General features: G+C 64.5%; 17 protein-coding genes. 8 read left to right on the forward strand and 9 right to left on the reverse strand.

Translation table 11 applies throughout. The features are described from left to right. Positions 1 to 18 precede the first annotated feature (18 nt). Positions 19 to 1,020 carry an MDR family oxidoreductase gene (locus ACLBKS_RS15650; RefSeq protein WP_410193734.1) on the reverse strand — a complete coding sequence of 334 codons (1,002 nt, stop codon included), beginning with the start codon at positions 1,018 to 1,020 and terminating at the stop codon, positions 19 to 21. 84 nt (positions 1,021 to 1,104) lie between these two features. On the opposite strand from ACLBKS_RS15650, the gene ACLBKS_RS15655 reads away from it, so the two are divergent. Both ACLBKS_RS15655 and ACLBKS_RS15660 read left to right on the forward strand, forming a co-directional pair. Then, on the forward strand, positions 1,105 to 1,644 hold the full coding sequence (locus ACLBKS_RS15655; RefSeq protein WP_410193735.1) for a C40 family peptidase: 540 nt from the start codon (positions 1,105 to 1,107) through the stop codon (positions 1,642 to 1,644). Between the two features lie 142 nt (positions 1,645 to 1,786). After that, positions 1,787 to 2,833, forward strand: coding sequence for an alpha/beta fold hydrolase (locus ACLBKS_RS15660; RefSeq protein ID WP_410193736.1), 1,047 nt, complete (start codon positions 1,787 to 1,789; stop codon positions 2,831 to 2,833). A 137-nt stretch (positions 2,834 to 2,970) separates the two neighbouring features. Here the strand turns inward: ACLBKS_RS15660 and ACLBKS_RS15665 are convergent, their stop codons facing one another. From ACLBKS_RS15665 to aceE, 6 genes are all read right to left on the reverse strand, one after another. Then, positions 2,971 to 5,364, reverse strand: a complete 2,394-nt coding sequence (locus ACLBKS_RS15665; protein WP_410193737.1) for a TonB-dependent siderophore receptor — start codon at positions 5,362 to 5,364, stop codon at positions 2,971 to 2,973. Positions 5,365 to 5,454: 90 nt separating this feature from the next. Next, entirely contained in the window at positions 5,455 to 6,387 is a 933-nt protein-coding gene (locus tag ACLBKS_RS15670) for a FecR family protein (protein WP_410193738.1), read from the reverse strand. Continuing rightward, complete coding sequence (locus ACLBKS_RS15675; protein WP_410193739.1) at positions 6,380 to 6,901, reverse strand: sigma-70 family RNA polymerase sigma factor; 522 nt, start codon at positions 6,899 to 6,901, stop codon at positions 6,380 to 6,382. Before ACLBKS_RS15675 ends, ACLBKS_RS15670 begins: the two co-directional genes overlap by 8 nt. A 216-nt stretch (positions 6,902 to 7,117) precedes the next feature. Then, the gene (gene lpdA, locus ACLBKS_RS15680) at positions 7,118 to 8,923 is read right to left on the reverse strand and encodes a dihydrolipoyl dehydrogenase (protein WP_410193740.1); all 1,806 of its coding nucleotides are present in this window, start codon (positions 8,921 to 8,923) and stop codon (positions 7,118 to 7,120) included. A gap of 20 nt (positions 8,924 to 8,943) precedes the next feature. Next, positions 8,944 to 10,305 (reverse strand): dihydrolipoyllysine-residue acetyltransferase, encoded by a 1,362-nt coding sequence (aceF, locus tag ACLBKS_RS15685; protein WP_410193741.1) that lies wholly within the window; start codon positions 10,303 to 10,305, stop codon positions 8,944 to 8,946. A 30-nt stretch (positions 10,306 to 10,335) separates the two neighbouring features. Beyond that, positions 10,336 to 13,065: a pyruvate dehydrogenase (acetyl-transferring), homodimeric type gene (gene aceE, locus ACLBKS_RS15690; protein ID WP_410193742.1), complete on the reverse strand. Its 2,730-nt coding sequence runs from the start codon at positions 13,063 to 13,065 to the stop codon at positions 10,336 to 10,338. A gap of 302 nt (positions 13,066 to 13,367) precedes the next feature. Between aceE and ACLBKS_RS15695 the strand changes: the two genes are divergently transcribed. From ACLBKS_RS15695 to folD, 3 genes are all read left to right on the forward strand, one after another. Continuing rightward, positions 13,368 to 16,070 (forward strand): PAS domain S-box protein, encoded by a 2,703-nt coding sequence (locus ACLBKS_RS15695; RefSeq protein WP_410193743.1) that lies wholly within the window; start codon positions 13,368 to 13,370, stop codon positions 16,068 to 16,070. Further along, positions 16,067 to 16,693 (forward strand): response regulator transcription factor, encoded by a 627-nt coding sequence (locus ACLBKS_RS15700; protein WP_006298598.1) that lies wholly within the window; start codon positions 16,067 to 16,069, stop codon positions 16,691 to 16,693. Before ACLBKS_RS15695 ends, ACLBKS_RS15700 begins: the two co-directional genes overlap by 4 nt. A 92-nt stretch (positions 16,694 to 16,785) precedes the next feature. Then, positions 16,786 to 17,637: a bifunctional methylenetetrahydrofolate dehydrogenase/methenyltetrahydrofolate cyclohydrolase FolD gene (folD, locus tag ACLBKS_RS15705; protein ID WP_410193744.1), complete on the forward strand. Its 852-nt coding sequence runs from the start codon at positions 16,786 to 16,788 to the stop codon at positions 17,635 to 17,637. 64 nt (positions 17,638 to 17,701) lie between these two features. Here the strand turns inward: folD and ACLBKS_RS15710 are convergent, their stop codons facing one another. Continuing rightward, positions 17,702 to 18,184: a RidA family protein gene (locus ACLBKS_RS15710; protein WP_410193753.1), complete on the reverse strand. Its 483-nt coding sequence runs from the start codon at positions 18,182 to 18,184 to the stop codon at positions 17,702 to 17,704. 173 nt (positions 18,185 to 18,357) lie between these two features. Between ACLBKS_RS15710 and ACLBKS_RS15715 the strand changes: the two genes are divergently transcribed. Both ACLBKS_RS15715 and ACLBKS_RS15720 read left to right on the forward strand, forming a co-directional pair. Beyond that, positions 18,358 to 19,773: a tetratricopeptide repeat protein gene (locus ACLBKS_RS15715; RefSeq protein ID WP_410193745.1), complete on the forward strand. Its 1,416-nt coding sequence runs from the start codon at positions 18,358 to 18,360 to the stop codon at positions 19,771 to 19,773. A 126-nt stretch (positions 19,774 to 19,899) separates the two neighbouring features. Further along, positions 19,900 to 22,005 carry a M3 family metallopeptidase gene (locus ACLBKS_RS15720; RefSeq protein ID WP_410193746.1) on the forward strand — a complete coding sequence of 702 codons (2,106 nt, stop codon included), beginning with the start codon at positions 19,900 to 19,902 and terminating at the stop codon, positions 22,003 to 22,005. Positions 22,006 to 22,176: 171 nt separating this feature from the next. Here ACLBKS_RS15720 and rpiA read toward each other — a convergent pair whose 3' ends face one another. After that, complete coding sequence (gene rpiA / locus ACLBKS_RS15725) at positions 22,177 to 22,854, reverse strand: ribose-5-phosphate isomerase RpiA (RefSeq protein WP_410193747.1); 678 nt, start codon at positions 22,852 to 22,854, stop codon at positions 22,177 to 22,179. Positions 22,855 to 22,917: 63 nt separating this feature from the next. Here rpiA and ACLBKS_RS15730 point away from each other — a divergent pair, with 63 nt between their 5' ends. Further along, positions 22,918 to 24,030, forward strand: a complete 1,113-nt coding sequence (locus tag ACLBKS_RS15730) for a quinone-dependent dihydroorotate dehydrogenase (RefSeq protein ID WP_410193748.1) — start codon at positions 22,918 to 22,920, stop codon at positions 24,028 to 24,030. Positions 24,031 to 24,173: the final 143 nt, after the last annotated feature.

Genomic DNA, 24,173 nt, shown 5'->3' on the forward strand with positions numbered 1-24,173 from the left:
GTCCCTGAAAAAATGTCGTCAAGCCGTGATTCTGACAACGATGCGACCGCGCACTTGCCCTGTCATCAGTTGTTGGGCTTTTTCCAGGGCCGCGGACAGTGGCACCTCCTCGATCATGCGCTCAAGCAGGGCCAGGTCGAGGTCTCGTGCCAGTCGGTCCCAAGCGCGCTGGCGTTGGGCACGGGGCGCCATCACCGAATCGATGCCCACCAGCGTGACACCGCGCAAGATGAAGGGGGCGACCGAGCCCGGCAACTCCATGCCCTGCGCGAGACCGCAGGCCGTCACCACGCCGCAGTAGCGCGTCTGGGCGAGGGCATTGACCAAGGTGTGCGAGCCGACGGCGTCCACCACGGCGGCCCAGCGCTCTTTCTGCAAGGGCTTGCCAGGCGCGGCAAGCTCGGCACGGTCGATCACCGCTGCAGCCCCCAAGGCCCGGAGGTAATCTGCCTGAGCTGATTTGCCCGTGACGGCGGTGACCTGGTAGCCCAGTCGACTCAACAAGGCCACGGCGACGCTGCCCACCCCGCCGGTCGCGCCCGTCACCAGCACCTCGCCCGACGCCGGCGTGATGCCGTGGTCCTCCAAGGCCAGCACGCTGAGCATGGCGGTGTAGCCGGCCGTGCCGATGGCCATGGCCTGCCGATGCGTGAAAGCGGTCGGCAGGCGGACCAGCCAGTCGCCCTTCAGTCGCGCCTTGGCGGCCAGACAGCCCCAGTGCGTCTCTCCGACGCCCCAGCCGTTGTGGATGACGGCATCACCCACGTGCCAATCCGGGTGGCGCGATTCGATCACCGTGCCCGCGCCGTCGATGCCCGGCACCATGGGCCATTTGCGAACCACCGGCGCCTTGTTCGTCAACGCCAAGCCGTCCTTGTAGTTGAGCGTGGAGTACTGCACGGCCACCGTCACATCGCCCTCGTTTGAGGTAGGCAGACTCGCCTCGTCCAGGGTCGTCAGTCGGACGTTGAACCCCTCGGGCTGGCCGTTGGCTTGGTCCAACATAAGAGCCTGGAACATGTCTTTTCTCCTCGTAAAAAAGCCTTGGAATGCGGCAGGATCGGCGCCAAACCCTATGCTACCCCGATGATCGAGCGCCCCCACATGCCCCAGTCCCGCGCCCTACGCCCCCTGAGGCTGAACGCCCTCGCATTGGCCTTGGCCGCGACGGCCCTGCTGCACGGTTGCGCTTCGCCGCAGCGTTGGGCCCAAGAATCCTATGACGACAGCCCGCGTGCCGCAGTTCATGACGGTGCGGAAGATCGCCGCGCTGAAATCGTGGTCGCCGCCATGGGCGCCTTGGGAACGCCCTACCGCTACGGCGGCGGCAGCTATGAAGGCGGCTTTGACTGCAGTGGCTTCGTGCGCGCGGTCTATCAACAAACCTGGGGGTTGACTCTGCCGCGCCAGTCGGCGCAACAGGCCCGCGCCACGCGCGCCATCGCGCGGCGCGACCTGCAACCGGGTGACCTGGTGTTCTTCAACACCGTGGGCCAAGCGTTCAGCCACGTGGGCATTTACGTGGGCGATGAACGCTTCATCCATTCGCCCAAGGCCGGCGCCAGCGTGCGCATCGAAAACATGCGCCTGCGCTACTGGGATGACCGCTTCAATGCCGCGCGGCGTGTGAGCCCACCGAGTTGACCGGGGTGCGGTCCGTGGGCCACGGTTATGCTCGCGCATTCACACGCTGGCGCTGCTCACCGTTACCGCGTTATCGCGCGCAGTCGTTCAAGCAACCGTTCACCTTCGCAGCCGTATCCGTTTTTATCCGCAGAGTTTTCCCGTGCCACGATTAGCCCTTCGACAATTTTTCCTCGCGGCCCTATTGGCTTCTTGCGCTTTGCTGCCCGTCCGCGCCCAGTTGCTCAATTTCCTGCAACCCGCTGACCCGAGCTACCTGACCGCAGAGCCCTTGAGCATCTCGCTCGAAGGCTGGCCCTACCCTTACCCGGTGAGCCTGCTGCAAATCTCGCTGGAGGGGCAAACCGTGCGCATGGCCTACATGGACGTGCGCCCCAAGAGTCCCAATGGCCAGACCCTGTTGCTGCTGCATGACCAGTACTTCAGCAGCGACTACTGGGAACGCACGCTGCGCACGCTCAGCGATTACGGCTATCGACTGATCGTTCCCGACCAAATCGGTTTTGGCCGTTCCTCCAAGCCGGACATGGCCTACCGCTTTGGTCTGCAAGCCCAGTCCACGCTGCGCCTGCTGGACCATCTGCAGATTCCCCAAGTGGCGGTGATCGGACATGGCATGGGCGGCATGCTGGCCGTGCATTTCGCGCGGCGCTACTCGCAGCGCGTGAGCGCGCTGGTGCTTGAAAATCCAGCCGGACTGGAAGACTATGCCACGCTGCCGCCGATCAACACCGAAGCCATGACGCGGCAGAATCTGCTGCTCACGCCCACCCTGTATCGGCGTGAACTCAGGTCTCAGTTCGCCACCTGGCGACCGGCCTACGAGCGCCTCGTCGAGCAGTTCGCGCGCCTGCAGCTCAGCAGCGAATATCCAAGGCACGCGCAGGTCGCCGCGCAGACGCAGCAAATGATCCTCGAAGGCCCCATCCTCAACGAGATGCCGCGCCTGTTGGCCCCCACCCTGCTCATCATCGGTCTCAAAGACCGCACGGTGCCGGGCCAGCGCTATTACCCGGCTGACGTCATCAAGAGCTTGGGTGACTTTTCCAAGCTCGGCAAGGATGCTCAATCCCGCATTCCCGGTGCGCAACTGCGCGAACTGCCGGACATCGGACATACACCGCACCTGGAAGACCCGGACTACTTCATCGCGCTGGTGACGGATTTTCTCTACAGCAAGAAGCCCTGACCGCGGCAACAGCGGGAACCCGGCCCCGTGTCATTGACACGGAGGCGGGCTCATCGCTCAGGAAGCGTGTCGCAGCGCTGTTCCAGCAACCGACACCTCCCGCCTGAGCGAAGCCCAGCGGCTTGCGCAGATGGCGACTACCACCGGTATGTCGTCGTCATCAACAGCTTGCGCTGTGTTCCGAAGTAGCAGCTGCCATAGCCACAATTGGCGATGTACTCTTTGTCGGTCAAGTTGCTGACATTCAATGCCACGCTCCAGTGGGCGATGTCATATCCCACCATGGCATCTAACAGGGTGTAGCCGGGTACTTCGGTCGTCGCGGACTCGTAGTTGCCGTTCGTCGGACCGACATAGCGCATGCCCAGACCCAGCTTGAGGCCGGTACCCAACCGGTAGTCGCCCCAGAGCGAAAGACGCTGCTTGGAAACAGCCGAAGCCTGCTTGCCGATTTCTGCGGGATCTTCACTCTGGGTCACGTCAGCCTTGGGCGTGTAGGCGTACGCCGCGGTCACATTGAGGTTGGTCATGGGCGTGACCAGCGCTTCGAGCTCCAGCCCGCGCACGACGATTTCCCCCGTCTGCTTGGGCGAGCCGGTCGCGGGCTCATAGGTGACGTAGTGCTGGCGGCGCAAATCAAAAATCGCCGCGCTGTACATGGCCTTGCTGTTGACCGGCTGGTAACGCACACCCGCTTCGATCTGGCGCCCGGTTTCGGGATCAAAGGCGGACCCCGTGTCGGGATTGATGGTTGTGTTGGGAATGAAGGAGGTGGCGTAGCTCACATACGGCGCCCACCCGCTCGGGTGCAAGTAGACCAGGCCGGCACGGCTGCTGAACTGCTCATCCACCTGGGAAGAAGTGCTATCCGCCAGATGATCAGCCACGTCGATCGTGGCACGGTCGTAGCGACCGCCCACCGTGGCGACCCAGTGGTCCCACTTCGCTTGCTCTTGCAGATAGAGCCCGGCCTGAATCAGCTTGGTCCGCAGATCCATGTCAGCAGGGCCTATCGTCACCGGTCCGCCATAGACCGGGTTGTAGAGGTCGAAATCGGTGGCGGTGCCGCTGAAGTAGCTGGTCTGGTCAAAGCGCCCGTTCTGGTAGTCAAAGCCAGCGAGCAGGGTGTGGCGCACGGACGCTGTGGTGAGCTCCAGCTGTGCTTGGTTGTCCATCGTGAATAAGCTGGTCTTTTCCTTGCTCGCATGCACGCGCCGCGTGATCTGACGGTAGTTGACGGGGTCGGTTGGGTCGGCGTTCACTGTGACGAAATCACGCAATGAGACCTGTCCAAAGTCCGTGTCCAAGTGGGCGTAGCGCAGGTTCTGGCGCAGGGTCACGACGTCGTTCGGCTTGTGCTCAAGCATGTAGCCAACCGACCACTGGTCTTGATCCAAGTGATTGAAATCAGGTTCACTGATGTAGGTGTTGGTCGGCAACTTGGTCCCGGCCGGTGTCTTCACCAGGGTCCCCTGCTCCGGCAAGCTGCGCACATAGGTGCCGGCCCGGCTGCGCAAAACATGCGACGACAGCGTGAGCGACGTCTGTGCGGAGGGCTTGAGCGTCAGCGATGGCGCCAAATAAAACTTGTCGTCGGGCATGCCACCCTGGGGCAGTTCCGCGTCGCGCACCAGGCCGACCACGCGGTACAGCGCCGTGCCATCTTCACGCAAGGAACCGGCAAAATCTCCCGCGAGCTGCTTGCGCGCATCGGACCCGACTTGCACCTGAACCTCATTGCGCCGCTCGTCCAAGGGCTGCTTGCTCACCAAATTGACCATGCCACCAGGACCGTTCTGACCATAGAGCACGGAGGATGGACCTCGCAGGATTTCAATGCGTTCGAGACCGTAGTTCTCGGTCTGCCAGACCGCCCAATAACCGTTGTTGCGCAGTTGCAGGCCATCCTGATAAAAGCCCGGCGCATAGGCTTCGAAGCCACGGATGACGATCCAGTCGTAGCGAGAGTCGGTCCCGTAGGGCGCAATCTCAACGCCGGGCGTGAACGCCAGCACATCCTTGATGGTGGTTGCCCCCAGGGTCTCGATGCGGTCGGCCGTGACAACGGACATCGATTGCGGCGTTTCAAGCAGCGTGGCGCCGGTCTTGGTCCCCACGGCGCTTTGAGGTGCCACATAGGCTGCAAGGCTCTCCGAGGCCGAGACGCGGACTTCGGGCAACAAGCCTGTGCTGCTCGGCGTTGCGCGACGCAGCTGATAACTGCCGTTGGCGCCAGGCAGGGCTTCCAAGCCACTGCCTTCGAGCAATTTGTGCAAGGCGGCGGCCGGTGCATAGACGCCGTCCAATGCTGGCGCCTGCTTGCCAGACAGCAAGCGACTGTCCGCGCCAATCAGCAAGCCAGTCTTGGCCGCGAGTTCGGTCAGCGCCCGATCCAGCGCTTGAGCAGGGATGTGAAGCGGGATGGCGACGGGCCCCGGGGCAGAGGTCTGGGACCATGCTGGCGCGGCCAGTCCCAAGCACAGGGACACCAGGACAGGCGCCCAAATGGGGCGGCGAAATGGGTGACGCAAGGGAAACTCCTCAAAGTTGGTGAAAACTGCTGTTCCACTAACAATGACCAGCGAGGCCGAAATTCGGGCAGTCCCAGGCGTGAATGATTTTTACGGGGCCTCCAGCCACACCGCATAAGGTGTGAATTGACCGATCTTGAGTCCCAAGTTCTGGGCGACGATGCGCAAGGCGGCGTCGGTGTCATCCAGGGGCAGCACCCCAGTGAAACGCATCGCGCCGAGCTGCTCCGAGTCACGAACGGTCAAGACGCCCCGCCGGTAGCGCGACAGTTCCGTCACGACCTCGGACAAGGTCGCTTCGTTGAAAACCAGCCGCGCATGTGTCCAGGCTTGCGCCGCCGCCGCCGACACAGGCTCTCTCGCCCCCAGCTCAAAATTGGTGTACCGGATGCTCTCACCCGCTTGCAGCACGACAGGCTGCCCAGGTTTTTTGTCAATGGCGACCGCGACCGTCGACTCCAGGACCTGCACGCGGGTTTGCGTCGCGCGCTGGTCGACGATGTAGCGCGTGCCCAGAGCCTGCGCCGTGCCATCTCGGCCAATCACCACGAAGGGCCGACCGGCCTCGTCCTTGGCAACCTGGGCCAAGATCCTGCCCCGGTGGAGGTGAATCTCGCGTTGGCGGGCATCCATGCGCACGTCCACCGCGGTGGCACTGTCCAGCGTCAGCACGCTGCCGTCAGCCAACGCCACGCGCCGCACTTCTCCCAGGGCCGTGTACTGATCGGCGAGCCACCGCTCCGTTGGCAAGGTCATCCACGCCAGGAACGTCACGGCCACGGTCGCGACCATGACCGCCATCGCCTTGCGGCGTGGCGGGCGCGCATCGACCGACCGCCACATCTGCTGCATCTGCCGGAACACTTGGTCATGCCGAGCATCTTCGCCACGCCATGCGCGACAAGCCTCGATGTGGGCTGCGCGCTCCTGTTCGCTGCCGGCCCCTTCGATCAGGACGATCCATTCGGCAGCACGGTCACGGATCAGCGCCAGCGGATCGGCCAGCGACACGGTCTCAGTCATGGGCATTCAGCGCGTAGAGACGTGCATGGCAATGCGCCAGCACCTTGGCCAGGTACTGCTTCACGCTGCTTTCGGACACACCCAACTCGATCGCGATCTCCGCATAGGACAGGCCATCGATGCGTGCCATCAGAAACGCCCGACGCGGCTTCTCGTCAAGCTCATCCGCCAACAGCAACACGGTCTGCCTCAGCAACTGGCGTGACGCGGTGATGTCCTCCGGGCCGTGGGCCCGACTGTCCTCGGCGAGGATCGCCATGGTCCGCAGGGTTTCCTCTTCGAGCTTGCGCCGCCGGAACTGGTTGATCAGCAAATGATTTGCCGTGACCAGCAGATAAGCGCGCGGCTCGCGCAGCACCGGCAATTGCGGCAGGGCCAGCAGCTTGACGAAGGTGTCTTGCACCAGATCGGCCGCCTGGTACAGGCAACCCACTTTCTTGCGCAACCAGCCTTGGAGCCAGCCACGATGACTGCTGTACAGCTCGGCGATGGGATCAACAGGATGGGCAGACACGACGGCTTGAGAACTGCACCCGGACGGCAGTGCTGCACGTCCGGATCAATGATTGAGAATTATTCTCATATTAGACCCGGAAATGGAGCCCCATGCAATGAGAAGCATGCCCGGGCTCAGGGGTTCTGCCCGTCTTGATGGGCGTGCGCAACACAGGAAGGCAAAAGCCCGAACGGTTTCCCGTTCGGGCTTTGGCTTGAGCCGCGCCAGAAACGCTTATTTCTTTTGCGGCGGCACGTCCGTGCAGCTGCCATGGGCAATTTCCGCCGCCATGCCGATGCTTTCGCCCAGCGTGGGGTGCGGGTGGATGGTCTTGCCGATGTCCACCGCGTCAGCGCCCATCTCGATGGCCAGCGCGATCTCGCCGATCATGTCGCCCGCGTGCGTGCCGACGATACCGCCGCCCACGATGCGGTGTGTCTCTTCGTCGAACAGCAGCTTGGTGTAACCCTCGTCACGACCGTTGGCGATGGCACGGCCCGAGGCCGTCCAGGGGAAGAGCCCCTTCTTGACCTTGACGCCCTGGGCCTTGGCCTGGTCTTCGGTCAGGCCCACCCAGGCCACTTCAGGATCGGTGTAGGCCACGCTGGGGATCACACGGGCATCGAAGGCGCTGCTGGCCAGTTCCGGATTACCTTGCAGTTCGCCGGCGATGACTTCCGCCGCCACATGCCCTTCGTGCACGGCCTTGTGCGCCAGCATGGGCTGGCCCACGATGTCGCCAATGGCGAAGATGTGCGGCACGTTGGTGCGCATCTGCACGTCGACGTTGATGAAACCCCGGTCCGTGACGGCGATGCCGGCTTTCTCGGCGGCGATCTTCTTGCCATTGGGCGTGCGGCCCACGGCCTGCAGCACCAGGTCGTACACGCCTTCGCTCTTGGTGCCGTCCAAGCCTTCGAACTGAACCTTGATGCCTTGCGGCGTGGCTTGCGCCCCGACGGTCTTGGTCTTGAGCATCACATTGTCGAAGCGATGCTTGTTCATCTTGTCCCAGACCTTGACCAGATCGCGGTCGGCGCCCTGCATCAGGCCGTCCATCATCTCCACCACGTCCAGGCGCGCGCCCAGGGTGCTGTAGACCGTGCCCATTTCCAGGCCAATGATGCCGCCGCCGACGATCAGCATCTTCTTAGGCACCTGGCTCAGGGCCAGCGCACCCGTGGAATCCACCACGCGCGGGTCCTCAGGCATGAAGGGCAGGCGCACGGCCTGCGAACCGGCGGCGATGATGGCCTTCTTGAAGGCCACGACCTGCTTCTTGCCGCTTTTCTGCTGGCCAGTGCCGGAGGTTTCTTCCACCTCCAGATGGTTGGCGCCGGCAAAGGAGCCATAGCCGCGCAACACCGTGACCTTGCGCATCTTGGCCATGGCAGCCAGGCCACCGGTCAGCTTGCCGATGACCTTTTCCTTGTGGCCGCGCAGCTTGTCGATGTTGAGCACCGGCTTGCCGAAGTCCACCCCCAGGTCGGCCATGTGGCTGACTTCGTCCATCACGGCCGCGACGTGCAGCAAGGCCTTGGACGGAATGCAGCCCACATTCAGGCAGACGCCGCCCAGAGTGGCGTAGCGTTCCACCAACACGACCCTGAGGCCGAGGTCGGCCGCGCGGAAGGCGGCCGAGTAACCGCCGGGGCCGCCGCCGAGCACGAGCACATCGCAGTCGAGGTCGGCGCTGCCACCGAAGCTGGCCGCCACGGGTGCGGGGGCAGGCGACGCCGCGGCGGCCGGTGTTGCGGGACTCGGCGCCGCAGCAGAAGTCGCAGCGGGGGCAGCCGCTACGCCCGCAGCCTCCAGCATCAGCACCACCGAGCCTTCCTTGACCTGGTCGCCAATCTTGACCTTCAACTCCTTGACCACGCCCGCGTGGCTCGACGGAATCTCCATCGAAGCCTTGTCGGACTCCACCGTGATCAATGACTGCTCCGCCTTGACCGTGTCGCCAGGCTTGACCAGCAGTTCAATGACCGCCACCGACTCGAAATCTCCGATGTCGGGTACCTTGATTTCCACGAGAGCCATGTGAATTTCCCTCGTCAGCATCAGAGCAGCACGCGGCGGAAGTCGCCGAGCACCTGGGCCAGATAGGCGTTGAAGCGGGCACCGGCCGCGCCGTCGATCACACGGTGATCGTAGGACAGCGAGAGCGGCAGGGTCAGGCGCGGCTGGAAGGCCTTGCCGTCCCACACCGGCTTCATCGCGCTGCGCGACAGGCCCAAGATGGCCACTTCCGGCGCATTGATCAGGGGCGTGAAGTACGTCGTGCCGATGCCACCGAGCGAGGAAATGCTGAAGGTGCCGCCTTGCATGTCGGCCGCGCCCAGCTTGCCGTCGCGCGCCTTCTTGGACAGTTCCGCCATCTCGGTAGAGATTTCCACCAAACCCTTCTGGTCAGCGTTCTTGAGCACGGGCACGACCAGGCCATTGGGCGTGTCGGCCGCGAAGCCGATGTTCCAGTAGTTCTTCAGAACCAACTGGTCGCCCTCGAGACTGGCATTGAACTCGGGGAATTTCTTCAGCGCCGCGACAGCCGCCTTGATCACGAAGGCCAGCATCGTGAACTTGACGCCGGACTTTTCGTTTTCCTTGTTCAGCTGCACGCGCAGCGCTTCCAATTCAGTGATGTCGGCGTCCTCGTAGCTCGTGACGTGCGGGATCATCACCCAGTTGCGATGCAGGTTCGCGCCACTGATCTTCTTGATGCGCGAGAGTTCCTTGCGTTCGATCGGGCCGAACTTGGCGAAGTCCACCTTGGGCCAGGGCAGCAAGCCCAGGCCCGCGCCATCGCCGCCCGCAGGCGCAGCACCCATGGCCTGGGTGCGCGCGCCGCCACTCATCACGGCCTTGGTGAAGTTCTTGACGTCTTCCTCAAGGATGCGGCCCTTGGGTCCGCTGCCCTTGACTTCCGCCAGGGGCACACCGAATTCACGCGCCAGCTTGCGAATGGAGGGGCTGGCATGGGGCAACACGCCCACCTTCGCCTGTTGGGCCAAGGGGTCGTGCGCGGCCGCGGCGACAGCAGGAGCCGACGCCACGGGCGCAACAGCAGGTGCTGGGGCTGGGGCCGCGACGGCAGGCGCCGGTGCTGGCGCAGCGGCTGGCGCGGGTGCCGCGGCAACGGACACTGCAGGGGCCGAGGCCGCAGGGGTCGGCGCGGCGGCGGCACCCGCCGCCTCCAGCAACAACACCACCGAACCTTCCTTCACCTGGTCGCCGATCTTGACCTTGAACTCTTTCACCACGCCCGCATGGCTCGATGGAATCTCCATCGAGGCCTTGTCGGACTCTACCGTGATCAGCGACTGCTCGGCCTTGACCGTGTCGCCCGGCTTGACCAGCAGTTCAATGACCGCCACCGACTCGAAATCACCGATGTCGGGTACCTTGATTTCTACGAGAGCCATGTCTACGTCTTCCTCTGTGGGTGCTTGCGATCAGGCGTGCAGCGGATTGATCTTGTCCGTCTTGATGCCGTACTTGGCGATGGCCTCGGCAACCTTGGCAGCCGGCACCGTGCCCTCGTCGGCCAGGGCCTTGAGCGCAGCCACCACGATGTAGTGGCGGTTGACCTCGAAGTGTTCGCGCAGCTTGCTGCGGAAGTCGCTCCGACCGAAACCATCGGTGCCCAGCACCTTGTAGGTACGTCCCTTGGGCAGATACGGGCGAATTTGCTCGGTGTAGTTCTTCACATAGTCGGTGGAGGCGATCACCGGGCCGGCATGAGGCTCCAGCTGTTGCGTGACGAAAGGCACACGCGCTTTCTCGGTCGGGTGCAGCAGGTTCCAACGCTCGGCATCCTGGCCATCGCGGGCCAGTTCGTTGAAGCTCGGGCAGCTCCACACGTTGGCGGCCACGCCCCAGTCCTTCTCGAGCAGTTCCTTGGCGAACATGGATTCACGCAGGATGGTGCCGGAGCCCAGCAGGTTGACCTGCGGCGCGCCCTTCTTGGCGGCGATCTTCTTGTCGGCTTCTTGCAGCAGGTACATGCCTTTGATGATCTGCTCTTCCGTGCCGGCCTTGAGCCCGGGCATGGCGTAGTTCTCGTTGAGCAGGGTGATGTAGAAGAAGACGTTGTCCTGCTTCTCCACCATGCGCTTGAGGCCATGGTGGATGATGACGGCGACCTCGTGCGCGAAGGTCGGGTCATAGCTGACGCAGTTCGGGATGGTCGAGGCCAGCACGTGACTGTGGCCGTCCTCGTGCTGCAGGCCCTCGCCGTTCAGGGTCGTGCGACCCGAAGTGCCGCCCAGCAGGAAGCCGCGCGCCTGCATGTCACCCGCAGCCCAGGCCAGATCGCCCACGCGTTGCAGGCCGAACATCGAGTAGTAGATGTAGAACGGCACCATGATGCGGTTGTTCGTCGAGTACGACGTCGCCGCGGCAATCCAGGAGCTGATGCCCCCCGCCTCGTTGATGCCTTCCTGCAGGATTTGGCCGGCTTTGTCCTCGCGGTAGTACATCACCTGGTCCTTGTCGACCGGGGTGTACTTCTGGCCTTCGGGGTTGTAGATACCCACGGTGCGGAACAGACCTTCCATGCCGAAGGTGCGCGCCTCGTCCACCAGGATGGGCACCACGCGCGGGCCCAGGGCTTGGTCGCGCAGCAGTTGCGTGATGAAGCGCACGTAGGCTTGCGTGGTGGAGATCTCACGCCCCTCGGCGGTGGGCTCCAGCACGGCCTTGAACGTGTCCAGCGACGGCACGGTGAACTTCTCGGTCGACACCGCGCGGCGCTTGGGCAGGTAGCCGCCCAAGGCCTTGCGGCGCTCGTGCAGGTACTTCATCTCCGGCGTGTCATCGGCCGGCTTGTAGAAGGGCACCTTGTCCAGTTCGCTGTCAGGAATCGGGATGTTGAAACGGTCGCGCATGTAACGCACGTCGTCGGCACCGAGCTTCTTGGTCTGGTGCGCGGTGTTCTTGCCCTCGCCCGCCTTGCCCATGCCATAACCCTTGACGGTCTTGACCAGGAGCACGGTGGGGCCACCGGTGGTGGTGTGCGCCTTGTGGAAGGCCGCATAGACCTTCTGCGCATCATGTCCGCCACGGCGCAGGTTCCAGATCTCCTGGTCACTCATATGCGACACCATCTCCAGCGTGCGCGGATCGCGACCGAAGAAGTTCTTGCGCACGTAGGCACCGTCATTCGCCTTGAAGGCTTGGTAGTCGCCGTCCAGGGTGTCCATCATGACCTTGCGCAGCACGCCGTCCTTGTCCTTGGCCAGCAGCGCGTCCCACTCCTTGCCCCAGATCAGCTTGATGACGTTCCAGCCCGCGCCACGGAATTCACCTTCGAGTTCCTGGATGATCTTGCCGTTGCCTCGCACCGGGCCGTCCAGGCGTTGCAGGTTGCAGTTGACGACAAAGACCAGGTTGTCGAGCTTCTCACGCGCGGCCAAGCCGATGGCGCCGAGGCTTTCCGGTTCATCCATTTCACCGTCGCCGCAGAAGACCCAGACCTTGCGCTGGCTGGTGTCGGCGATGCCGCGGGCATGCAGGTACTTCAGGAAGCGAGCCTGGTAAATGGCCATGATGGGCCCCAGGCCCATGGAGACCGTGGGGAACTGCCAGAAGCCGGGCATCAGCTTGGGGTGCGGGTAGCTGGACAGGCCCTTGCCGTCCACTTCCTGGCGGAAGTTCAGCAGTTGTTCCTCGGAAATGCGGCCTTCCAGGAAGGCGCGGGCGTAGATGCCGGGCGCGCTGTGGCCCTGGATGTACAGCAGATCGCCGCCATGGGTGCCGCCCTCGTCCGTGTTGTCGGCGTGCCAGAAGTGGTTGAAACCAGCCGCGAACATGTGGGCCAGGGACTGGAAGGAACTGATGTGCCCCCCCAGATCACCGCCGTCGGCCGGGTCCAGGCGGTTGGCCTTGACCACCATGGCCATCGCGTTCCAGCGCATGTAGGCGCGCAGGCGGCCTTCCAGTTCGAGATTGCCCGGGCTGCGAGCTTCCTGGTCCGGCTCAATCGAGTTGACATAACCCGTGGTGGCCGAAAAGGGCATGTCGATGCTGTGCTCGCGGGCGTGCTCCAGCAGTTGCTCCAGCAAGAAGTGCGCGCGCTCGGCACCCTCCTGCTCGATCACGGCCTCCAGGGCGTGTTTCCATTCAAGGGTTTCCTGGCTGTCCTGATCGGCAGCGTCCAGGCGGTTTTGGGGCAGGGCTGACATGGCGAGGCTCCTCTCATCAGTCTTACGTTCGGGAAAAAAACCAGCGCGCTCGAATGCGTCCGCCCGCGCGTGCTGCTTCAGACAGTCGGCGAGTTTCGCACAATTCATGACGATTTCAAATTGCGACCATCAATTCCACAACATGAATTAACCCGTCAGGCCGTACCGTTGGGCGGGCTGATCCTGCCCAGCAGCCCTCCCAAGCAGGGCTTGGCCACCCGCCGCCGCGCCCGCATACACTGCGCCTGACATCGTCCTGGCGACTCGCGCCATTGTCTCCCCGTTGCCCTCAGTTTCACCCCATGTCCACGCCTTTCGCCAAGCTTTACGCCAGCCTGCTGCGCGTCCTGCCCATCCCTGTGCGCCTGCGCGAATGGTGGAACCGACAAGCACCTCATCGGCAAGACCGTTACGCCATGCTGGCGCCTCTGGTGGCGGTGCTCTTTTTCTTCACGGCCATCGTGGTCGCAGTGGGCTATTTGCGCGTCGAGGAAATGGAACGCGAGCAGGAAGCACTGCGCCGCGACGTTGAATACGCCCAGCAACGCCTGCGCCTGCGCTTGCTGGAGCGTCAGGAAGATCTGACCCGCTTGGCCCAGCAAATCTCCAACCAGGAACTCAGCACCACCCAGTTCCGGCACCGCGCCGAGGTCATCTTGCACCTCTACCCCGAAATCCAAGGGTTGAGCTGGGTCACGCCGGTTTCCGGTCCCACGAGGTCGCCTGCCAACGCGCAAGCAGGCGAACGTTTCCGTTTGCGCGCGAGTCAGGGCTACAGCCCCGCCGCGCAAGCGCTGATCAACTACCCCAGTGCCTCGGCCTCAGCCTCGCTCCCGGGCAGTTTGGACGCCTTTGCGCAGGCCCGTGAGCTGCACCAGCCCGCCTACGCCCGCCCCTGGCTGATGTCGGCCGATGGCCCATCCTGGCTCAACCTCTTCCTACCCTTGCAAATCCAGGGCCGCTTCGGCGGCGTGCTGCTGGCGGAGTATTCCATCGACGCGCTCTACGACTACAGCATCTCGGCCGATGTCTCCGCGCGCTACGCCACCTCGCTGCGCAGCGGCAGCGGCCAGGTCCTCGCGGGCAGTCGCGTGCCGCGCCCCAAAGCGGCCGCCGGCAGCAATGGCCTGACCGCCTGGTTGGGCTGGGCTGGCCAGGCGGAGCAACAGGTGCTGGTGTCCCCGGCCGGCACCGGCCTGGTGCTGCACGCCCAGGCCTACCGAGCCTCGCAGGGTTTGATCGGCAGCAGCCTGTTCTGGCTGGTGACGATGCTCAGCGTGATGACCGCCTGGATGCTGATCGCCAACTGGCGGCACACCCGTCGCCGCGTGCAAGCCCAACGGGCACTGTTGCTGGAGACGAGCTTCCGTCGCGCCATGGAAAACTCCATGCCCACGGGCATGCGGGCGCTCGATCCGCAGGGCCGCATCACCTACGTGAACGCGGCTTTCTGCGCGATGACGGGTTGGAGCGAGCAGGAGTTGGTCGGGGCCATGCCGCCCTTCCCCTTCTGGCCGGAAGACTCCCACGAGCTGCTGGCCGCGCGCCTGGAAGACGAGCTTCAGGGCCGCATCACCTCCAGCGGCTTGCAGGTGCGCATCCAACGCAAGGACGGCTCGCTGTTCGACGCGCGCATCCACGTCTCGCCCCTGATCGATGCGAATGGTCAGCAGACGGGCTGGATGACGTCAATGACGGACATCACCGAACCCAACCGCGTGCGCGAGCAGCTCTACGCTTCTTACGAGCGCTTCACCACCGTGCTGGAGGCCCTGGACGCCTCGGTCTCTGTGGCGCCCCTGGGTGGCGGTGAACTGCTGTTCGCCAACAAGATGTACCGCCAATGGTTTGGGGACCAGAACCTCGGCCATGTGCAGCTCTCCAGTCAGGCGGGGCACGGGGGCATGGACACGCCGGCGGGCGCCGCCGCGCGCGATCGCGACAACCAAGATGCGGTGGACGACCTCGCAGGCTTGCCGGCCAGCAGCCTGCTGGATGCTGCCGACGACCCGGTCGAAGCTGAAAACGCTGAGATCCACGTCGAGACGCTGGACAAATGGCTCGAAGTCCGTACCCGTTACCTGACGTGGGTGGACGGGCGCCTGGCGCAGATGGTCATCGCCACCGACATCACGCCGCGCCGCCGTGCCGAAGAGCAAGCGGCGGCCCAGGCTGAGCGGGCCCAAACTGCGAACCGCCTGATCACCATGGGCGAGATGGCCTCCAGCATCGCGCACGAGTTGAACCAGCCGTTGGCGGCGATCACCAATTACTGCAACGGGATGATCTCGCGCATCCAGGCCCGTCAAATCACCGAGGAAGACCTGCTGGGCGCGCTGGACAAGACCTCCCGTCAAGCCCAGCGCGCGGGCCAGATCATCCAACGCATCCGGGCCTTCGTGAAACGCAGCGAGCCCAAGCGCGTGGCCTTCGAGGCCAGCGTTCTGGTGGACGAGGCGATCGAACTGGCCGACATCGAATTGCGCCGCAACAACGTGCGCCTCACGCGGCAAATCGCCGACGGCTTGCCGCGCCTGATGGTGGACCCCATCCTGATCGAGCAGGTGCTGATCAACCTGCTGAAGAACGCGGCCGAGGCCATCGTCCAGGCCAGGCGCCCCCTGCCCCAGCGGCGCATCGACCTGCAAATTCAGGCGGCCGAGGTCGATGGTCGGCCCGTGGTCGAGTTCATCGTCACCGACCGCGGCCATGGCATCGCGCCAGAAATGATGGGGCACCTCTACGAAGCCTTCCACACGACCAAGGCTGGCGGCATGGGCATCGGACTGTCTTTGTGCCGTTCCATCGTCGAGTCGCACCAGGGTCGGATGCGAGCGGAGAACCTCTACAATGGCCCGGGAGCAGGAACGGAGACGCCGGAGGTCGTGGGTTGCCGCTTCTCCTTCTGGTTGCCCCTGGAACCGGAACCTGCTCGCGAAACAACAACACGCGGAGACAAACCGCCATCGCCGTCGACCCAGGAAGATGACAGGATAAGAACATGAGCTTGATCCCCAAGAAAGGCACCGTGTATGTCGTGGATGACGACGAGGCGGTGCGAGATTCCCTGCAATGGCTGCTCGAGGGCAAGGATTACCGGGTACGCTGCTTCGATTCGGCCGAGTCCTTTCTCTCCCGCTACGACCCGCGCGAAGTCGCCTGCCTGATCGCCGACATCCGCATGGACGGCATGACGGGCCTGGAACTGCAAAACCGGCTGATCGAGAAACACTCTCCTCTGCCCATCGTCTTCATCACCGGCCACGGCGACGTGCCCATGGCGGTGGACACCATGAAGAAGGGCGCGATGGACTTCATTCAAAAGCCCTTCAACGAAGCCCAATTGTTGGACTTGGTGGAGCGCATGCTGGACCGCGCTCGCGCCGCCTTCAGCGAACACCAACTTGCCGCCGACCGCGACGCACTGCTGGCCAAACTCACCACCCGCGAGAGCCAGGTGCTGGAGCGCATCGTCGCGGGCCGCCTGAACAAGCAGATCGCCGACGACCTGGGCATCAGCATCAAGACGGTGGAAGCGCACCGCGCCAACATCATGGAAAAGCTCAACGCCAACACCGTGGCCGACCTGCTCAAGATCGCGCTGGGGCAAAACGCGATCAAGGCCTGAGTTTCCTTCCCCCTTCCAACGCCCGCTGCTCCCGCCAGCGGGCGTTTGCATTTGATCCCGGCGGGCCTTTCGTTCTTACCCCACGTTGAACCATGACTGCACAACTCATCGACGGCCTCGCCCTCTCCAAGCAACTGCGCGCTGAAGTCGCGCAAGGCGCCGCCGCTCTGGCCGCGCGCGGCCACAAGCCCGGCCTGGCCGTGGTGCTGGTCGGAGACAACCCCGCCAGCCAGGTCTATGTGCGCAACAAGGTCAAGGCTTGTGAGGACAGCGGCTTCCACTCCGTCCTTGAGAAATACGAAGCGACGATGAGCGAAGCTGCTCTGCTGGCGCGCATCGCCGCGTTGAACACCGACCCCACCATCCACGGCATCCTGGTGCAACTGCCCCTGCCCGCGCACATCGATGCGCAGAAGGTCATCGAAGCCATTTCGCCGGACAAGGACGTGGACGGCTTCCACGTGGCCAGCGCGGGCGCGCTGATGACCGGCTTGCCCGGTTTCTGGCCCTGCACGCCGCACGGCTGCATCAAGATGCTGGAGCACATCGGCTACGACCTCAAGGGCAAGCACGCCGTAGTCATTGGGCGCAGCAACATCGTGGGCAAACCCATGGCCCTCATGCTGCTGGGCAAGAACGCCACCGTCACGATCTGCCATAGCGGCACCAAGGACCTCAAGGCCCAGACCTTGCAGGCCGACGTGATCGTCGCGGCCGTCGGCAAGGCCAAGATGCTGACGGCTGACATGGTCAAACCCGGCGCCGTGGTGATCGACGTCGGCATGAATCGCGACGAACACGGCAAGCTCTGCGGCGACGTGGACTTCGAGCGCGTGAAAGACGTCGCGTCCTGGATCACCCCCGTGCCCGGCGGCGTGGGCCCCATGACCATCACCATGCTGCTGGTCAACACCCTGGAAGCGGCTCAGCGCGCGGCGGGCTGAACCCTGAACGAAGACGCCTGATCAGGCTCGACCGGCGGCTGAAGGTGACGGCCCTCGGTCGGCCTCACTCCACGCCAAACACGAAATCAATCTCCACCGCAGCGCCCTTGGGCAGTTGCAGCACACCGACCGAAGTCCGTGTGTGCACGCCCCTGGGTCCGAACACTGCGTACAAAGCTTCCGAAGCGCCGTCGGCCACTTCGCTCTGCTGCGTGAAATCTGGCGCGCTGCGCACGAACACAGAAATGCGGGGCACCGAGCGGACCGCCGCCAGGCTGCCCAGTGCGGCCTTGGCCAGGGCCAAGGCACGCAAAGTAGACACGGTGGCCGCACGGCGCGCGCCCGCGAGGTCGATGGCCGCATGGGGCCCGCTGCCGACGGCCCCGACAAAATGCACTTGATCGCCGATGCGCGGAATCTGCCCGCTGACGTACAGCAGCGTTCCGTCACGCAACACCGGGACATACTTGCCACCAATCTGGATGGCCTCGTGCACGGGGAAAGAATGGGCCGAGGCCAGCTCCAAGTAAGCGTCGTCTGGATGCATCACGCGGGTCTCCGGTCGTAGCCACAAAGTCTGTTCAAACGCACCTTAGCGCATCCCAGGCCCGGCACTTAGCACCCGATGCCTTTCGCCCTGCTTTTCCTGGTCTCTGCACGGCGCTCTGCCCGCAGAATTGGGTAAAGACTCCCGCACGCCCGATGCCTGCTGATGCCGCCATGAACGCCACCCCCGCCGAGACACTGGAACAGCTTTTTGCCCGGGGCAACCACTGCCTGGCCGCTGGGGACTTGGCCGCCGCCGCCGCGGCCTACCGCGCCGCGCTCAGCATGGACCCCACTCAGGCCGCCTTGCACGGCAACCTGGCCCTGACGCTGGACGAAGCCGGTGACGTGCAAGCTGCGGACCACCATTACCGCCAGGCCTTGGCACTGGAACCCGAGCAGGCTCAGCTCTGGATCAACCACGGCGTGCTGCTGCTGCAAGGCAAGCGTCTGTGCGAAGCCGAGGCCGCGCTGCGCCAAGCCTTGGCGCTGGCCCCGGACGACACCTCCGCACTGAGCAATCTGGGTGTGCTGCTGGCGCAACAGTACCGCGACGAAGAAGCCGAGACGACCCTGCGCATGGCCCTGCATCTGCAGCCCACGCACCGCAACGCGGCCTACAACCTGGGCTACCTGCTGTTGCGCCAGGGCCGCCTGGAAGAAGGCTGGCTGCGGCTTGAGCAGCGGGACCGCCACGGCGCGCTGGCCGAACGCTTGGCGAAGCAACTGCCCTGCCCGCGCTGGCAGGGCGAACCGCTTGAGGGCCGCTCCCTGCTGATCGCGCTGGAAGCCGGCCATGGCGACATGGTCCATTTCTGCCGCTATGCGGCCTTGGCCAAGGCCGCCGGTGCCAGGCGCGTCACCGTGCTGTGCCACCCGGCGCTGGTCAACCTCTTCGCTACCTTGGACGGTTGTGACCAGGCCCTCCCATTCGACCAGGAGTTGCCCGACGGAGACACGGGGCAGGCCGCCGATTTCGACTACTGGGTTCCGCCCCTGAGCCTGCCCTACCTCTTCAAGACCCGGCTTGACTCGATTCCCGCACCCTTGCCCTATCTGCACGCGGACCCGGAACGCGTCGCGCGCTGGGCACCCCGGCTGGCAGCGCCACCGGGCACGCTGAAAGTCGGCCTGGTCTGGAAGGGCAACCCCAATTTCGAGAACGACGCCGAGCGCTCTCTGCCCGGACTAGCCACGCTCGCACCGCTGGGGCAAACTCCAGGCGTGGCCTTTTTCAGCCTCCAAAAAGGTGAGGGCGAAGACGAAGCTCAGAATCCGCCCGCAGGGTTGGCTCTGACGCCGCTGGGTGGTGAGCTGAAGGACTTTGCCGACACTGCCGCGGTCATCACCCACCTGGACCTGGTGATCACCGTCGACACCGCCGTGGCCCACCTGGCCGGTGCCCTCAACCAACCTTGCTGGGTGCTCCTGCCCTGGCACTTGCCCGACTGGCGCTGGCTCCTGGATCGGGACGACTCGCCTTGGTACCCGGGCGTGGTGCGTCTGTTCCGCCAAACTTCGATGGGTGACTGGCCCAGCGTGGTGGCGCGGGTTGCGCGGGCCCTGCGGGATAAGGCGAGCCGCGTCTGATCTGCACCTGATCCGCACCGGATCTGCATCGGCCTGGGTGGCGGGTCGCCACCAGCGCTGGCGGTCGGTCCGGGCTATGAAGGCCTTAGGCAGGTCAGGGCTTGAACGGCGGCCGAATACCGCAAAATGTCGAGCATGACTGCCTCCACCCCTGCCACCCTCGACACCCCCAACCCCTTGCTCGACGCCTCCGGCCTGCCGCTGTTCGACCGCATCCGGCCCGAGCATGTAGCCCCGGCGCTGGACGCCTTGCTGGCCCAAGCCGAAACCGCGCTCGACACCGTCACACAACCCGACTATCCCGCTGACTGGAAGCGAATCGCCCAGGTGCTGGACGTAGCAACCGAGAAACTGGGGCGGGCCTGGGGGACGGTCAGCCACCTCAATGCCGTTGCCGACACGCCCGAACTGCGCGCCGCCTACAACGCGGCCCTGCCGCGCGTCACGGAGTTCTGGACCCGGTTGGGCTCGGACGAACGGCTGTACGCCAAGTACAAGGCCATCGCCCCCGACAGCTTGAACGCCGAGCAACGGCAAGCCCACAAGAACGCGCTGCGCGGTTTCGTGCTCGGCGGCGCGGAACTGCAAGGCGCGGCCAAGGAACGCTTCGCACGCATTCAGGAAGAGCAGGCCGAGGCCAGCCAGAAGTTCAGCGAGCACGTGCTGGACGCCACCGACCAGTGGGCCGACTACGCGACGGCCGAAGAATTGGACGGCGTGCCCGAGGACGTGCTGCAGTCGTTCCGCGCCGCGGCCCAGGCCGATGGCCGGGACGGCTACAAGCTCAGCCTCAAGATGCCCAGCTACCTGCCGGTGATGCAGTTCGCCAAGAGCAGCGCGCTGCGCCAGCGCCTCTACCGCGCCTTTGTCACCAGGGCGTCCGACCAGGCCGAAGCCTACGCGCCCGGCAAGGACGGCACGGCGATCGACGGCAAGCAGTACGACAACACAGCGTTGATCCAGCAGATCCTCACCCTGCGACACGAAGAGGCCACTTTGCTGGGCTACCGCAATTACGCGGAAGTCTCCGTCGCGCCCAAGATGGCCGACACGCCCGAACAGGTGATCACCTTCTTGCGCGACCTGGCCACCAAGGCCCGGCCTTATGGTGAGCGAGACGTGGCCGATCTGCGTGCCTTTGCTGCGCAGGAACTGGGAATCACCGAACCGCACCCCTGGGACTGGAGCTACATCAGCGAAAAACTCAAGGAAGCGCGTTACGCCTACAGCGAGCAGGAGGTGAAGCAGTACTTCACCGCGCCGCGCGTATTGGCCGGCCTGTTCAAGATCGTGGAAACCTTGTTCGAGGTGGAAATTCGGGAGGACAAGGCGCCCGTCTGGCACCCAGCGGTGGCCTTCTACCGCATCGAACGCAAGGGCCAGTTGCTGGCCCAGTTCTACCTGGACCAGCCCGCCCGCGCGGGCAAGCGCGGCGGCGCCTGGATGGACGACGTGCGCACGCGCTGGCTGCGCCCGGACAACGGCCAACTCCAAACCCCGGTGGCGCACCTGGTCTGCAATTTCGCAGACGGGGTGAGCGGCAAGCCCGCTTTGCTGACGCACGACGACGTCATCACCCTGTTCCACGAGTTCGGTCATGGCCTGCACCACATGCTGACCCAGGTGAACGAACGCGATGTGTCCGGCATCAGCGGCGTGGAATGGGACGCGGTGGAACTGCCCAGCCAATTCATGGAGAACTTCTGCTGGGAATGGGAAGTGCTGCGCCACATGACCGCCCATGTCGACACGGGCGAGCCCCTGCCGCGCGCGCTCTACGACAAGATGATCGCGGCCAAGAACTACCAGAGCGGCATGCAGACCCTGCGGCAGATCGAGTATTCGCTCTACGACATGCTGCTGCACACGGCGGGCGCGCAGCCGGACTTCATGGACGTGCTGCGCCAGGTGCGCGCGGAAGTGGCCCTGCTGCCCGCGCCCTCCTTCAGCCGCACGCCGCACACCTTCAGCCACGTCTTCGCGGGCGGTTACGCGGCGGGTTACTACAGCTACAAGTGGGCCGAGGTGCTGAGCGCGGACGCCTATGCGGCCTTCGAGGAAACGGCCGGGCCGGATGGCATGCCCAGCGTGGAAACCGGCCGCAGGTACCGGCAGGCGATTCTGGAAGCGGGCGGTTCACGCCCGGCCATCGAATCGTTCAAAGCCTTCCGGGGGCGGGAGCCGAGCCTGGAGGCGTTGTTGCGGCATCAGGGGATGGCGGGAGCGGCTTGAGCTTACTTCCCGCTGTTCCTTCATCAGAGCGCCACTGCCTCGTCCGAGGATGCGGGGTGATTGCGCAGCGACATAAAGGGGGAATTCAAGGGCCGTCAGGCCCTTGAAGGAGGACAGTCGCGGAGCAGTCACCCCGCATCCTCGGACGCCCCTACCAGCGCAGCCGGCCGGTCAGGACGTGTAGTTCAACGTCTTCACGCCGTCTGCGGTACCCAGCAAACAGATCTGCGCCCGCTGGTGCGCAAACACCCCCACCGTCACCACGCCCGGCCACTGGTTCACTTCCGATTCAAAGGCCAACGGGTCACGGATCTGCAGGCCCTTCACGTCCAGGATGTGCTGGCCGTTGTCGGTCAGCAGCGGCGCACCGTCTTTCAGGCGCAGTGTCACGGTGCCCCCCAGCGCCTCGAACTGGCGCGTGATGCGCCGCGTGGCCATGGGAATCACCTCCACCGGCAGCGGGAACTGGCCCAGCACCGTGACGAGCTTGGATTCGTCCGCGATGCAGACGAAACGCCGCGCCTGCGCCGCGACGATTTTCTCGCGCGTGAGCGCCGCGCCGCCGCCCTTGATCATGTTGCCCGCGCCGTCGATCTCGTCCGCGCCATCGATGTAGACGGACAGCTCATTCACCTCGTTGGCGTCGAGCACCGGGATGCCGATGGCCTTCAGCCGCTCGGTGCTGGCCACGGAGCTAGACACCGCGCCGGGAATCTGGCGCTTCATCGCGGCCAGCGCGTCGATGAACTTGTTGACCGTGGAGCCGGTGCCGACCCCGACGATCTCGCCGGGGACCACATACTGAAGCGCGGCCTGCCCGACCAGGGTTTTGAGTTCGTCTTGGGTCATGGAGTGGAAATCGCGGGAGGGGAGAAAAGCAAAGGGTGAAAAAGGTTCTGGGACAATTATCCAATGTCCTTCCTATCCGCCCTGCTTCCCTACGCCCTGCCCCGCGCCCTGCTGTTCAAGATGGATGCCGAGGCCGCGCACGACTTCACCCTCGACGCCCTGGCCCGCACACAGAACACGCCCCTGGCCTGCGCCTACCGCCAGACCCGCGTGGAAGACCCGATCACGCTCGCGGGCCTGATCTTCCCCAACCGCGTGGGCCTGGCCGCCGGGCTGGACAAGAACGCCCGCTGCATCGACGCCTTCGCGGCCATGGGCTTCGGTTTCGTCGAAGTCGGCACCGTCACCCCTCTGCCCCAACCCGGCAACCCCAAGCCGCGCATCTTCCGCCTGCCGCAGGCCAATGCGCTGATCAACCGCCTGGGTTTCAACAACGAAGGCCTGGACGCCTTCATCGCCAACGTGCAGAAGGCCAAGTTCCGCCAAGGCACAGAGCGCCCGGCCCTGCTGGGCCTGAACATCGGCAAGAACGCCGCCACGCCCATCGAGTGCGCCACGGACGATTACCTCAAGGGCTTGGAAGGCGTGTACCCGCACGCCGACTACGTGACGGTCAACATCTCCAGCCCGAACACGAAGAACCTGCGCAGCCTGCAAAGCGACGAAGCGCTGGACGCCCTGCTCTCGGCCATCGCCGCGCGGCGCGAACAATTGGCGCAGCAACACGGCACACCCAATGGACTAGGCGGCGTGACGCCGCGCCGCGTGCCCATCTTCGTGAAAATCGCGCCCGACCTGGACGAGGCGCAAGTGCAGCTGATTGCCGCCACGCTCAAGCGCCAAGGGATGGATGGTGTGATCGCCACCAACACCACCCTGGCCCGCGATGCGGTGCAAGGCCTGCCGCATACGGAGGAAACCGGCGGCCTCTCCGGCGCGCCCGTGCTCGAAGCCAGCAACCACGTCATCCGCCAGCTGCGCGCCGCGCTGGGCAAGGATTTCCCCATCATAGGCGTGGGCGGCATCCTGAGTGCGGAGGATGCGGTCGGCAAGATCGAAGCCGGGGCGGATGTGGTGCAGATCTACACCGGGTTCATTTACCAGGGGCCAGGGTTGGTGAGGGGGGCGGCGGAAGCAATCAAGAGCCGCTCAAGCCAATCAACTGCTCTTTCGTAAATCTCTCCTTCACGTCCAATCTCCTGTCGTTTGGGATTGGACTCCAGAGTCAACTGCTACTCAATCCGGTGGGATGTCGGGTTTCGTTCCGAAAACACTGAGAAATTCCGCTAATTGCGAACCACGTGAACACAACGCTCTAC

The organism is Hylemonella sp. W303a (assembly GCF_046452315.1).
Classification (GTDB): domain Bacteria; phylum Pseudomonadota; class Gammaproteobacteria; order Burkholderiales; family Burkholderiaceae_C; genus Hylemonella.